Genomic DNA, 12278 nt, shown 5'->3' on the forward strand with positions numbered 1-12278 from the left:
TTTTTTATGTGCAGTAAAGCCGCAATTGATCACCATTGATAAAATCAGCACGTGCCGTTACCGCCTGCAAAAAAGACATACCGATCAGCACGGTAAGCGCCAGTTTTGCAACGCCTGAAAATAGTGAAGATTGCATCATCATATCTCGCTTGTTTGTAAAATAATCTTTGGTGGCGCCTTGCCTTCATGGATATCAATGAAAGAGCGCGCACCATCATCAAGCGGTCGGATTTCTGCCCAGCCCTTGCCCCTAATCTTGCCACTTGTGAGCAGCGCCAAGGCTTCGGCAAAATCATCTGTGCGATAGCAGTAGGTGCCCTGAAATTTAATTTCCTGCAACGTGATCCGGCGCGTATCAAGACCAGCTTCATTATCCTGCAGGCCGATATGCACAATCACCCCGCCTGGCCGCACCATCATGCTGGCCGCACGGCGCGTCGCGCCCGAGCCAACCGCGTCAACAACAATATCAATCTGGCGCGCACCCGGCGCCTCATGCAGCGGATCATAGGCCCGCATCGCGCCACTATTTTCCAGAACTTTGCGGCGATGCGGATTGGTTTCCGCAATCCAGATGTCCTTATATCCATAGGCCTCAAACACCAGCGCGGTCAAAAGTCCGATTGCACCACCACCAAGCACAATGACGCCAGCATCGAGATTATTCCCGCCAAGCTGGCAGGCAAGGCGCACCGCATGAACCGAACAGGCCAGCGGCTCGGCAAGGGCTGCCTCGGCAAATGACAAGCCATCATCAATCACGGTTAAATTGCCAGCATCAATCACCAGTTTTTCGGCAAAGGCACCAGGAACCCGCATACCAATCAATTCACGCTTGGCGCATAGATGCTCATCGCCGCTGGTGCAGACATCACAAATCCCGCAGGTCATCAACGGATTGATCGCGACCCGTTTACCAGCAAGGTTACTGGCAGGATTATTGGCAAAATTATTGACCTGCACAATGCCAACAGCCTCATGCCCAAGCACAAGCGGCGGTACACGGCGTTCATCATGCCCATGCCATGCGTGCATATCCGATCCGCAGATACCGCAAAAGGCCAGATCAACCAAAACCTGACCCGGGCCAGCAACCGGTAATTCAACGTCACGGATCTCGGACAATTGGGTGCCGGTATAAACAAGCGCTTTCATTTTGCTGTAAACCCTCCATCTACCGCAATTGATTGGCCGGTGACATAGCCGCTGGCATCTGACGCCAGAAACAGCAATGGCCCCCGCATATCCTCAAGCACCCCATTCCGCCCAATCGCGGTTGCATTTGCCAGCCTTTGCGCCGCCGCCTGATCGGCAAAAACCGGCGCGGTCAATTCCGTCGGGAAAAACCCGGGCGCCAGCGCATTAGCGGTAATACCGTGGGGCGACCATGCCTGTGCCATCGCACGAGTAAGCTGCAAGATACCGCCTTTGGCTGCACCATAGGCAATGCCATTTTCAAAAGCACGGGTGGATTGCAAAGAGGCGATATTGATAATTCGTCCCCACCCCGCCTGTTTCATAGAGGGGACAAATTTCTGGCTAACCAGAAACGGAACATTCAAATTCAGATCGACCGTGTAATGCCATTCGGACTCGGAAATTTCATCTGCCGGCCGACGCGGGTTAATACCGGCAGCATTGACGATGATGTCAGGCTGCCTGCCTTGTGCCGTGACCATCTCAAACAAACGATCCGTCGCATCGCGTTCAACCAGATCAAGCGGAAATACCGCCCCGTCGTGACTGCCAAGACTTGCTTTTAATCTGTCTTCACGCCGCCCAACGAGGTAGATGTTCGCCCCAGCTTCGGCCAGCGCCTTTGCCATAAACTGGCCAAGGCCACTGCCGCCACCGGTTATCAGGGCCGTTTTGCCAGCGATATCAAATAGGCTCAAGCCAGCATTAGCCAAGATTTTCTCCGGGGAAATATTTGCGCAACCGCACATCAGCCGCACGGGCATGGCCTTCCATACCTTCCAGCCGCGAAATTCGCGCGGCCGCCTGTCCAACCTCGCGATTAGCCTCTTTGGTCATGCGCTGCGTTGTAACAATTTTCAGATATTTATGAACCGAAAGACCGCCAGTGTAATGCGCTGCACCCTTGGTTGGCAGGATATGGTTTGTGCCTGAACATTTATCGCCGTAAGTCACCGTGGTTTCTTCACCAATAAACAGCGATCCGTAATTTTTTAGACGTGCGGTATACCATTCATCCTTGCTTGTATGAATTTCGAGATGTTCGGCGGCATATTCATCCGACACTTGTGCCGCTTCTTCGTCAGTATCACACAAAATCACCTCGCCGTAATCGCGCCATGCCACGGTTGCAGCATTACGCGCAGTTTCTGGCAAGGCATTAATGTGACGATCCATTTGCGCCATCACATCATCAGCCAGCTGGCGCGATGTTGTAATCAGCCATGCAGGCGAGTCTGGGCCATGTTCGGCCTGACTGACAAGGTCTTCAGCAACCACCGCCGCATCAGCGCTATCATCAGCAATCACCGCAATTTCGGTTGGGCCCGCAAACATATCAATACCGACACGGCCATAGAGCATCCGTTTTGCCTCGGCAACAAACCGGTTGCCCGGCCCGACCAGAATGCGCGCCGGTTTGCCGGTAAATAATCCAAAGGCCATCGAGGCAATGCCCTGAACGCCGCCAAGCGACAGAATGGTATCGGCTCCACATAGGTTCATCGCATAAATGATCGCCGGATTTGGGCCTTCCTTGCCATGCGGCGCGGTACAGGCGACCACATGATTAACCCCCGCCACCTTGGCCGTGGCAATTGACATAATCGCCGAGGCCACATGGGCATAGCGTCCGCCCGGCACATAACAGCCAGCCGTTTCAATCGGAATTAATTTTTGTCCCGCCCATAATCCGGGCGATAATTCGGTTTCAAATTCACTGATCGACGCCAGCTGCGCCTTGGCAAATTTCGTCACCCTGTCATAGGCAAATTGAATATCGTCCTTTAACTGCGGCGATACTGTTGCCGCCGCCGCCGAAATCACCTCATCACTTACAATCGCATCACCGCCATAGCCATCAAGATCCCGCCCAAAGGCAAGCGCGGCCGCTTCGCCGCCAGCCTCAATTTTAGCAAGCATATCAGCAACAATATTACGAGTTTCATCACTGCCAGTTTGCGGGGTTTTTGCCGCCTTCTTCAAATAAGTTACCGTCATTTAAATACCTATTGCCCATAAATGTAAGTCGGAAGCCATAATGCAATTTACGGGAACAGAAAGATTAATGCGAGACCAATCAACTGAATCACCATAAATCGTATCATACCAAAATAGATGTCTTTCAAGTCCCATTCAGCTACTCCCTATAGCCGCACCATGTTGATGAAGGTCTTTAAACATAGTTTTGCCCGGCTACAGTCATTTCAGACAATCGAACCAAACATCATTTCCACTTGCCTGATAAGCCAATTCACATCGCCCTTGGCGGCAGGGCTAAAAGATTGCCGTGATCACCCCAAGATCGATTAATCCGTCATAGATCATTGTGACTGTTAGATAGATCAGAAACCATAATCCCAGATAAGACAGCCACCGATACCTGATCATCACCCGCATAATTAGTGAGGCGCTGAACGCCATAAAGGCGATCGCCAGCCCAAGGCCAAAGATCAAAAGCGCTGTGTTATCGCGGGCAATCGCCGCCACCGCGACAATATTATCAATCGACATTGACACATCAGCGACCAAAATGGTCACCAAGGCACGGCCAAACGTTTTTTCCGCGGGCTTGTCTGTTCCAGCTTCCCCCGGCGCGGCCCCGTCCGCCCCGTTTGTGGCGGTGCTGTTGAATTCTTTCAAGTCGTAATAAAACCGGTAACAGACCCACGCAAGCAACCCGCCACCGATCAAGAGAATGCCCTTGATTGCCAGCAATTGTGCGGCAACAACAGCAAACACAATGCGCAATATCGCCGCCACTGCCATGCCAATCGCAATCGCACGTTTGCGTTGCTTGGCGGCCAACCCCGCCGCCGCCATACCGATCACCAGCGCATTATCGCCCGACAAGATGATGTCGGCGAAAATGATCTGCGCAATATCGGTTACTTCGGCGATACCATATTGGGTAAAATCAAGCCCGCTGATATTCATCTCGCCCCCTCCAAGATCAAATCTGAGAGTTTTTCACCAATCATAATGGTCGGCGCATTTGTATTACCCGAGGTGATGGTTGGCATAATCGACGCATCTGCAACGCGCAATCCGCGAACGCCAAAAACCCGCAGCTTTTCATCAACAACCGCCATTTTATCCTGACCCATTTTACAGGTTCCAGTTGGATGATAGATGGTTGTTGACGTGTTGCGCGCCCATTCAAGGATCGCCGCATCATCGTTATCTGCGACCGCTGGCCCCGGCGCATATTCTTCGGTGATCAGCGATTTTACCGGATCGGTGCGGCATACCGCGCGGGCAATCTTGATGCCGGCAACAATAGTGTCGCAATCGGTTTTGGTTCCCAGATAATTCGGATAGATCGCCGGATAATCCTCGGGCTTTGATGACTTGAGTTCGATGTGCCCTCTGCTTTCTGGCCGCAATTGCAAAACCGAGGCGGTAAAGGCCGAAAAATTATGGCTGCCATCGGCGATATTATCGGCGCTGAACGGCTGTAGGTGAAACTGGATATCAGGGGTTTCTAACGCCGGATGGGTTTTTAAAAACGCTGTACCAAGGCTGGCCGCCATTGCCATTGGGCCAGATCGGTTCACCGCATATTCCAGTGCAATTTTTACAAGCTGTAACGGGTTTTTGGTTTCCGTATTGATCGTGCTGGCGTTGCATTTAAAAACCGGGCGAGCTTGCAGATGGTCTTGCAGATTACGCCCCACCCCCGGTAAATGATGCGTTACGGCGATACCATGCTTGCCAAGATCATGCTGATCGCCAATGCCGGACAGCATCAGAATCTGGGGCGATCCAATCGCACCTGCCGACAAAATGATTTCACGGCGCGCGCTGATCCGCTGGCTCTTTCCTTGGATCCGAACCAACGCCGCCGTGGCGCGCTTGTCCTCAAACTCGATCCGGTCAGTATGCGTATGGGTGAAGATATGCAAATTCTTGCGCGCTAGAACCGGCTTCAGATAGGCCGCAGCCGTACTGCAACGCCGACCATTTTTCATCGTCATCTGAAAAAAGCCAACACCCTCTTGATCTTCACGGTTATAGTCGCCCGTGCGCCGGTAACCGGCTTTTGCCGCCGCCTCAATCCACGCGTCGATAATGTCCCAATCGACCTTATTTTCAGATACATTTAACGGGCCATCAACACCGCGTTCAGGCGACGGCGTACCTTCCCAATTTTCGGCTCGCCGGAACAACGGCAGCACATCATTCCAACTCCAACCCGCATTGCCAAGCTGTCGCCAATGATCATAATCCTGCGGTTGCCCACGAACATATAAAAGTCCGTTGATCGAGCTGCTGCCGCCAAGCACCTTGCCGCGCGGCCAATTGATCGCCCGCCCGTTCAACCCGGGGTCAGGCTGGGTACGATAGCACCAGTCAGTTTTTGGATTACCCATGGTTTTGAAGTAACCAACCGGAATGTGAATCCACGGATAGCTATCCTTGCCGCCCGCCTCGACAAGCGCCACGGAAACAGACGGATCAGCGGACAGACGGTTGGCAATCACACAACCAGCCGACCCGGCGCCAATGATGACGTAATCAAACTTCAACCATTCCCCCAAAAAATCATTTACTTTTTGAGACTTTTAGTCTCTATTATTGAATGGAGACTAAAATCATGCACGAATCCACGGCTTGTTCAAGGAATTTTTGCCGTCACTTTTTGTTTCGTGCGGGAATTGCGCGTGAAAAAAGGCACCATAATGACCGACTCAACTCCACCAAATTTGCGGATTTTGAAGATATTTGAAGTGATTGCAGATGCCGGAGGCCCTCTGACACCGAGCGAGATCAATGAACAGCTCGACTGGCCCAAACAAAGTCTACACCGACTTTGCCAGACCTTGATTGCCGAAGGGTATCTGGTCAAACAGGCGCGCCGCCTTCACCCGACCAAACGCCTTTTGTCTCTTGCTGCGGGGTTGGCCCAGCACGCCACCGGTCAGACCACGCGCCACCAGATTTTGCAGAATATTGCGCGCGAGGCTGGTGAGACGGTGAATTTCGTCAGGCCAGAAATCAAGGGGATGATCTATGCTGATCGCGTCGAGACGAATTGGCCTTTTCGGGTTCTGCTGCCAGTTGGAACGCATGTGCCGTTTCACTGCACAGCAAGCGGTAAAACCTATCTTGCCAGTCTGCCGCCAAAAAAACGGCGCGTTTTGCTAGATAGCTTGGACCTGCGCGCCTATACAAAACACACCCATACCAGCACCGAAACGCTGGAGGACGAGCTGCAACGGATCAGCAAAGATGGCTTTGCGCTTGATTTGGAGGAATTCCATGATGGCATGGTTGCGATTGCCGTGCCAGTGCTGGACTCGCGCCGGCGTTATGTCGCTGCGCTTGCGATTCATGGGCCAAAACAGCGCTTTGATTTTGACGAAGCGATGGCACGGCGCGGTTTGCTGGCCGAGTCAGCCAAAATCATCTCGCAGACATTTGGCTATTAACCCCAAGGTCAATTCGGCATTTGCGATCGCGATATTCGTGGCAATGCAATTGGCCTAACCGCGACGCGCCTCACCTGCACTGGCGATCAGCGCCGCAAACCGATACAGCCCATGCACAAATTTTGAAAATGGCAGGATCAGGAAAAACCCGTAAACAACGCCTAGATGCACCGCCAAAGTCACGCCCATATAGCTGGTCTCGCGGACTGCAAGCAGCAGCAATCCGGTAAAGCTGACGAAAAACAGCGACACGATAAAAGCGTAATCCATGCCAAGCCCTTCATCATGGCGAACCGAAGGATGCATTCGCCGCTTTTCGACAAAAAGGCCAGCCGTTCCGATACACAAAATAATGCCGCCAACTGTGCCAAGTACCACCGGCAATTCCAGATAGCCGTAGGGGGCCTCACGGCCAAGCACGTAATGATAGATTGTGCCAACCGAGGTTGCGGCAAAACACAGCAAAAAACCGTACATCGTCAATTGATGATAGATGCGCCGCGCATTGCTTGACCGGTCATCACCGGTCGGGCAGCCCGGCCCCGATAACACACCGCTGGACGAGTCGCCGCCAAGATGGCGCAAACTCGCCGCAGCCTTGATGGCGTCAAACAGATCGACAAAGCCGCCCCATTTCGCGCCTGTATGGCGCCAGTAACGCCGCCAGCCCATAATAAACGACATCAGCACAAAAGCTGAAATCGCCAGCGGAATACCTGCCATGACTGTATGCGGCATGATCTTGTAAAATGCGCCCTCACCGACATGCACACCCCAAAATAGCTGCGGCGCAATCATCGCCAGCATCACCCCAACGGTGATTGCCAAACCAAGCGAAATTACCGATGTAACAAACAGCCCGTTACGCCTGAACAATCCGGCCATTGGCGCGGGCCAAGCATAGGCGGCATAGCTGTCGTTCCGCGCCGCCGCCAGCGCCTGCGGCACATTCACGCCAAATTCATGCGGCGGTGCATATTGGCACGCATGATAACAGGCGCCACAATTATGGCAAAGATTGGCAAGATAGCCGACATCACCCTCGTCAAATGAACGACGACGGGTCATCGCCGGAAACACGGCACAAAACCCCTCGCAATAACGACAGGCGTTACAGATTTGCATGACCCGGGTAACCTCACTGGCCGCATCAGGGTCAAGCAGTGCCTTAAGGTCAAACCCCTCAGCTTCGATTTTATCGGTTAAGGACACGTGCCGCCTCCGCTCCTGCAATGCGGCCAAAGACGCCGCCGATTGTCATGCCAATTCCGCCCAAATACCCTTGGCCAAGAACATTTCCGGCCATAATTTCACCGGCAGCAAAAAGATTTGCCGCAGGCCTGCCATCCTGCATCAAAACCTGCGCCCGATCATTCACCGCAACCCCCATATAGGTAAAGGTAATCCCTGGTCGCAGCGGGTATCCGTAGAAAGGCGGCTTTTGAAGTGGTGCCGACCAATTGGTTTTTTCCGGGGTCAGGCCAGTCGTGGCTTTGCCATCGAGTATCATCTGGTCGATCGGGCCAGAGGGACAGGCTGCATTGAACGCATCAATCGTTTTCTTTGCCGCAGTGGGATCAATGCCGAGCTGGCTTGCCAGCCCCTCAATCGTATCGTCAACAATCGGTGTAAAGACCGAAGGCATGAACCGTTCCACCCCTTCAGAGTCAACGATTGCATAGGCAATTTGATCCGGCTGCGCGGCCACCAAACGCCCCCAGATCGCATAGCGCTTTGGCCAAAAATCTTCACCCTCGTCATAGAATCGCTCAGCGCTATTATTAAGCACCACACCAAACGGAACCCCATCAACGCGGCTGGCAATTCCGCCATCATATTTCGGCGCGCGGGCGTCAATTGCCACTGCATGGCATTGATCAAGCGCACCCACCGGCTGTGCCCCACGATCAAGCAACACGCGCAACACTCTGCCTTTATTATACGGCGTGCCGCGAACCAGAAAATTCTTGGCGGCGTCTCCCCAGCCCTCGGCCAGCCAATCGAGATCAGCCTCAAACCCGCCTGCCGCGGTAATAAGCTGTTTGCAACGGATACGATGCGATTGACCCTGCCAAGAAACGTCAACCGACTCACAAAAGCCGTTTTCAAGCGCAATATCGGTTACTTCAGCCTCATAGATGAACTGCACCCCAACCGACTCCGCATGACGGCACAGGCTGTTCAGCATTGCCCGGCCACCGCCAAGGAAAAAGGCATTCGTATGGTTCAGGTTTAATGTGCCAGATAAGGCGGTTTGGAATCTGACCCCGCGCTCAATCAACCATTCCATCAACGCTTGTGAACTTTCCAATGTTAGTTTTGCAAGATGCTCATTTGTAACGCCTTTGGTAACCCTCATAAGGTCATCCCAATATTCCTCAAAGGTGTAGCGATCCGACATAACATCTGTTGGCTCGTCATGAACCGAGCGAAGGTTTCGAGTATGCCGCGTATTGCCACCACGGAATTCGCGAGGTGCGGTCTCTATAACCAAAATTGAACACCCACGCTCAGCGGCGGTAATAGCTGCGCAAACGCCAGCATTTCCACCGCCAATAACCACGATATCCCACGATCTTTCAAAAAGAGACTGACTGTCGTTATCTAACATTCAGGGCGCCTTGATCTATTGCATACATTTGCATACAATATACGAAAGAGGAGGCGTTCATGTCAACAGACTGGGCGGCACATGACCTAATTGTACAGGATCATTACGGCAACAATCTATCGGCGACGGCGCGGATAAGGCATATTCTGCTGGCGGCGATTACGGCGGGTGATATTGGACCGGGTGCGCGGCTAAAAGAAATTGACCTTGGGCAAAAGCTAGGGGTCAGCCGGACCCCGCTTCGCGAAGCTATTGCAGGGCTCAAGGCTGAGGGCATTCTGTCGATCGGTGACGATGGTGGGCTGCGGGTGCGCAAGCTTGGCTATCAGGACATCCACGCGCTCTATCAATTCCGCACCGAATTGGAAGCGATGGCGGCCGCGTTGGCCGCAACACAAGCAAGCCCAGCCGAACGAGAATTTATTGCCGAGATCAGAGCTCGCGAAACGAGCCTTGTCATTGCAGACAGTGATCCGGCAGCTCTTGCCAAAATCAACGGTCAGTTTCATCAATCGATCGCTCTTGCCAGTCACAATTCTTTTCTGATCGAAACCTTGCAGCGCCTCAGCACCCTGATGGTTTTGCTTGGCCCGACCGCCTATAGCCTGAGCGTGCGTGTGCGTGAAATCGGCACCGAACATGATGCGATAAATGCCGCCATTCAGACGCATGATCCAGTCGCAGCCAAGCTGGCAGCCGGAACGCATTTACAAAATGCTGTCAAGGCGCGCCTGCAAATCATCGCAACTGGCCATAAGGAAAATATTGATTAGCCTGCTTATTAACTAGATGTCACATAACCGAACTTTATAAAACGTGATGTCATAAAGGGGCGCAAGCCGCCCGAATATGACCCACCCCTTAAAGGAGTTTCCATGCGGCCCGTGCTGTCGGATATCCCAAACATCATTGTTACCGCAACCATTGCCTTTGGTACCGGCTATGCCTTTCAGTTTATTGGCCTGCCTGCACCGTTCCTGCTTGGTAGTCTTTTTGGCGTTTGGATTATCGGCGCGGCCGTGCCGCCCATTCAAACCCGTATCGGCATTCCGCGCTGGCTTCATGTGCCGGTTATTCTTGGGCTTGGCACATTGATCGGGGCCAATTTCCGGCCCGATGTTCTGGCGCATATAGGATCGGCTGGCATTACTGTTGCGGCAATGATTTTTGCAACGGTTCTGGCGACCTTAGTTGGCCTTTTTTATCTGATGCGGGTGCGTAAATACAGCTTTGTGATGGCTTTATTGAGCTGCATTCCGGGCGGCCAGGCAGAGGTGATCGTGATGAGCCGCGATCTGGTGGAAAAAGACTATGTTGTGGCATTATTTCATCTGGTGCGTGTTGCACTTGTATTCTGCTCAACCCCTTTGATCCTCGCATTGGTTGAGGGTCAGGCAGCGGTTGCGGCGTCAAATACGGCCCTGCTGGCCATGCCAAGCATCGTCAACATCGATATAGAGACCATGCTGACGTTTTTGGCGATTGCCACATTCAGCTTGCCACTAGCGCGGCTGCTCCGTATTCCGATGCCGCATCTAATCGGGCCCCTATTGTTCAGCTCGTTACTCCATATCATCGGATGGGTCGAGTTACCGCGGATTAGTGAATTTGTTATCATCGCCCAGATCATCATTGGCGGGTCGGTTGGCGGGCGGCTGGCGCGGGTACCATTTATCGAGCTATCTGTCTATTTACGCGATGCTATGGTCAATTCGGTCATCATATTGCTGGCCTATGGCGGCACTGCTTATGCAATCGCCGCCCTGACCGGTGTTGATTTCATTATGATGCTTCTCGCCTTTGTTCCCGGCGGCCTTTATGAAGTGACCTTGCTGGCTTTGATATTCGGATTTGATGTCGCCTTTGTCGCCTTTCATCATACGATTAGAGTGATGTTGGTATTCATCAGCCTGCCGTTTATCGTCGCCTATGCACAGAAACGAAACCTCATTCCAAATAACGCAAAATCACCGCATTAAAGATAAGGACTGAAAAATGAAAATAGCAATTCTCGATGACTGGCTTGATTGCGCGTTAACCAGCTGTGACTGGAGCCGACTTGGCGAACATGTCCAAATCGACATATTTCGCGACACCATCACCGGCGATCCGCTTGTTGCACGCTTGCAGCCCTATGACATCATTTGCATGATGCGCGAGCGCACCCCCATTACCGCTGCCGTAATGGATAAGCTGCCTAACCTAAAGGGCATTGTGACCAGCGGCATGCGAAATGCAGCACTGGATATTGATGCGGCCAAAGCCCGAAACATCATGCTAAGTGGCACCGGATCACCTGGCCATGCGACCTCAGAGCTTGCCTTTAGCCTAATTGCAATGCAGGCCCGCCACCTCTTTGAGAGCGCAACTTCAATGCGCAATGGCGGCTGGCAGACACATCTTGGGCGTGATCTTCGCGGTAGCAATCTTGGCATTTTAGGGCTTGGCCGCCTCGGAGGACAGCTCGCCAATTATGCCAAGGTTTTTGGCATGAATATTCAGGCGTGGTCGCAGAACCTGACGGTTGAGAGGTGTAACGAGGTCGGTGTTTCCTATGTTGATCGCGATACGTTGTTCAAAACTTCGGACTTTATCTCAATCCATTTGAAACTATCTGATCGGGTTCGTCACCTGGTCGCGGCAAAAGAATTGGCGATGATGAAGCCAGACGCATATTTAGTAAATACATCACGCGCCCCAATCATTGATATGCAGGCATTGACCACCGCGCTCGCCACCGGACAAATTGCCGGCGCGGCAATTGATGTTTATGATCTTGAACCTGTGCCAGCAGATGATCCCTTGCGTAAAACACCCAATCTGTTGATGACCCCCCATATAGGTTATGTCACGCGCGAGACTATGGCAATTTTCTACGGTGAGACCCTCGAAGCAGTTGCGGCAATGATTGCTGGCCAGCCGATCCGCGGCTTATAGCAATAGCATCTCCATGCGGCAATTTTCTGCCAAAAATGCCGAATAAGGCTGCGCTCAATCTGTAAAAAATGCCGTCGTCAGTTTTGGTTTTCATAAGCCAAAAC

General features: G+C 52.6%; 12 protein-coding genes. 4 read left to right on the forward strand and 8 right to left on the reverse strand.

Features of this window, described 5'->3' with window-relative positions; genetic code table 11:
- Window positions 1–4 precede the first annotated feature (4 nt).
- The 6 genes from AB8881_04055 to AB8881_04080 all read right to left on the reverse strand — a co-directional run bounded on the left by AB8881_04055 (window position 5) and on the right by AB8881_04080 (window position 5723).
- Window positions 5–142: a hypothetical protein gene (locus tag AB8881_04055; protein XDZ64064.1), complete on the reverse strand. Its 138-nt coding sequence runs from the start codon at window positions 140–142 to the stop codon at window positions 5–7.
- Window positions 139–1155 (reverse strand): alcohol dehydrogenase catalytic domain-containing protein, encoded by a 1017-nt coding sequence (locus AB8881_04060; GenBank protein ID XDZ64065.1) that lies wholly within the window; start codon window positions 1153–1155, stop codon window positions 139–141. Before AB8881_04060 ends, AB8881_04055 begins: the two co-directional genes overlap by 4 nt.
- Complete coding sequence (locus AB8881_04065) at window positions 1152–1910, reverse strand: SDR family NAD(P)-dependent oxidoreductase (protein ID XDZ64066.1); 759 nt, start codon at window positions 1908–1910, stop codon at window positions 1152–1154. Before AB8881_04065 ends, AB8881_04060 begins: the two co-directional genes overlap by 4 nt.
- Complete coding sequence (hisD, locus tag AB8881_04070; GenBank protein XDZ64067.1) at window positions 1903–3195, reverse strand: histidinol dehydrogenase; 1293 nt, start codon at window positions 3193–3195, stop codon at window positions 1903–1905. Before hisD ends, AB8881_04065 begins: the two co-directional genes overlap by 8 nt.
- Window positions 3196–3471: 276 nt before the next feature.
- A complete protein-coding gene (locus AB8881_04075; GenBank protein XDZ64068.1) occupies window positions 3472–4131 on the reverse strand; it encodes a YjbE family putative metal transport protein in 660 nt (219 codons plus the stop codon).
- Complete coding sequence (locus AB8881_04080; GenBank protein ID XDZ64069.1) at window positions 4128–5723, reverse strand: GMC family oxidoreductase; 1596 nt, start codon at window positions 5721–5723, stop codon at window positions 4128–4130. Before AB8881_04080 ends, AB8881_04075 begins: the two co-directional genes overlap by 4 nt.
- A 153-nt stretch (window positions 5724–5876) precedes the next feature.
- On the opposite strand from AB8881_04080, the gene AB8881_04085 reads away from it, so the two are divergent.
- Window positions 5877–6626, forward strand: a complete 750-nt coding sequence (locus tag AB8881_04085; protein XDZ64070.1) for an IclR family transcriptional regulator — start codon at window positions 5877–5879, stop codon at window positions 6624–6626.
- A 54-nt stretch (window positions 6627–6680) separates the two neighbouring features.
- On the opposite strand, the gene tcuB is transcribed toward AB8881_04085, so the two are convergent.
- Together tcuB and tcuA are read right to left on the reverse strand one after the other, a co-directional pair.
- Window positions 6681–7790 (reverse strand): tricarballylate utilization 4Fe-4S protein TcuB, encoded by a 1110-nt coding sequence (gene tcuB / locus AB8881_04090; protein XDZ64507.1) that lies wholly within the window; start codon window positions 7788–7790, stop codon window positions 6681–6683.
- A gap of 31 nt (window positions 7791–7821) precedes the next feature.
- The gene (gene tcuA, locus AB8881_04095) at window positions 7822–9237 is read right to left on the reverse strand and encodes an FAD-dependent tricarballylate dehydrogenase TcuA (protein ID XDZ64071.1); all 1416 of its coding nucleotides are present in this window, start codon (window positions 9235–9237) and stop codon (window positions 7822–7824) included.
- A gap of 59 nt (window positions 9238–9296) precedes the next feature.
- On the opposite strand from tcuA, the gene AB8881_04100 reads away from it, so the two are divergent.
- The 3 genes from AB8881_04100 (at window position 9297) to AB8881_04110 (ending at window position 12174) form a co-directional block, all read left to right on the forward strand.
- Window positions 9297–10010, forward strand: a complete 714-nt coding sequence (locus tag AB8881_04100; protein XDZ64072.1) for a GntR family transcriptional regulator — start codon at window positions 9297–9299, stop codon at window positions 10008–10010.
- Between the two features lie 102 nt (window positions 10011–10112).
- Window positions 10113–11216: an AbrB family transcriptional regulator gene (locus tag AB8881_04105; GenBank protein XDZ64073.1), complete on the forward strand. Its 1104-nt coding sequence runs from the start codon at window positions 10113–10115 to the stop codon at window positions 11214–11216.
- Between the two features lie 16 nt (window positions 11217–11232).
- The gene (locus AB8881_04110) at window positions 11233–12174 is read left to right on the forward strand and encodes a D-2-hydroxyacid dehydrogenase family protein (GenBank protein XDZ64074.1); all 942 of its coding nucleotides are present in this window, start codon (window positions 11233–11235) and stop codon (window positions 12172–12174) included.
- Window positions 12175–12278: the final 104 nt, after the last annotated feature.

It is taken from the genome of Alphaproteobacteria bacterium LSUCC0396 (genome assembly GCA_041228345.1).
Lineage (GTDB): Bacteria > Pseudomonadota > Alphaproteobacteria > Puniceispirillales > Puniceispirillaceae > UBA3439.

Bases quoted from the DNA above. Each gene is read 5' to 3' on its own strand.
- tcuA (XDZ64071.1), bottom strand. From the start codon at position 9,237: ATGTTAGATAACGACAGTCAGTCTCTTTTTGAAAGATCGTGGGATATC.
- AB8881_04110 (XDZ64074.1), top strand. From the start codon at position 11,233: ATGAAAATAGCAATTCTCGATGACTGGCTTGATTGCGCGTTAACCAGC.
- hisD (XDZ64067.1), bottom strand. From the start codon at position 3,195: ATGACGGTAACTTATTTGAAGAAGGCGGCAAAAACCCCGCAAACTGGC.
- AB8881_04100 (XDZ64072.1), top strand. From the start codon at position 9,297: ATGTCAACAGACTGGGCGGCACATGACCTAATTGTACAGGATCATTAC.
- AB8881_04060 (XDZ64065.1), bottom strand. From the start codon at position 1,155: ATGAAAGCGCTTGTTTATACCGGCACCCAATTGTCCGAGATCCGTGAC.
- AB8881_04085 (XDZ64070.1), top strand. From the start codon at position 5,877: ATGACCGACTCAACTCCACCAAATTTGCGGATTTTGAAGATATTTGAA.
- AB8881_04055 (XDZ64064.1), bottom strand. From the start codon at position 142: ATGATGATGCAATCTTCACTATTTTCAGGCGTTGCAAAACTGGCGCTT.
- AB8881_04075 (XDZ64068.1), bottom strand. From the start codon at position 4,131: ATGAATATCAGCGGGCTTGATTTTACCCAATATGGTATCGCCGAAGTA.
- AB8881_04105 (XDZ64073.1), top strand. From the start codon at position 10,113: ATGCGGCCCGTGCTGTCGGATATCCCAAACATCATTGTTACCGCAACC.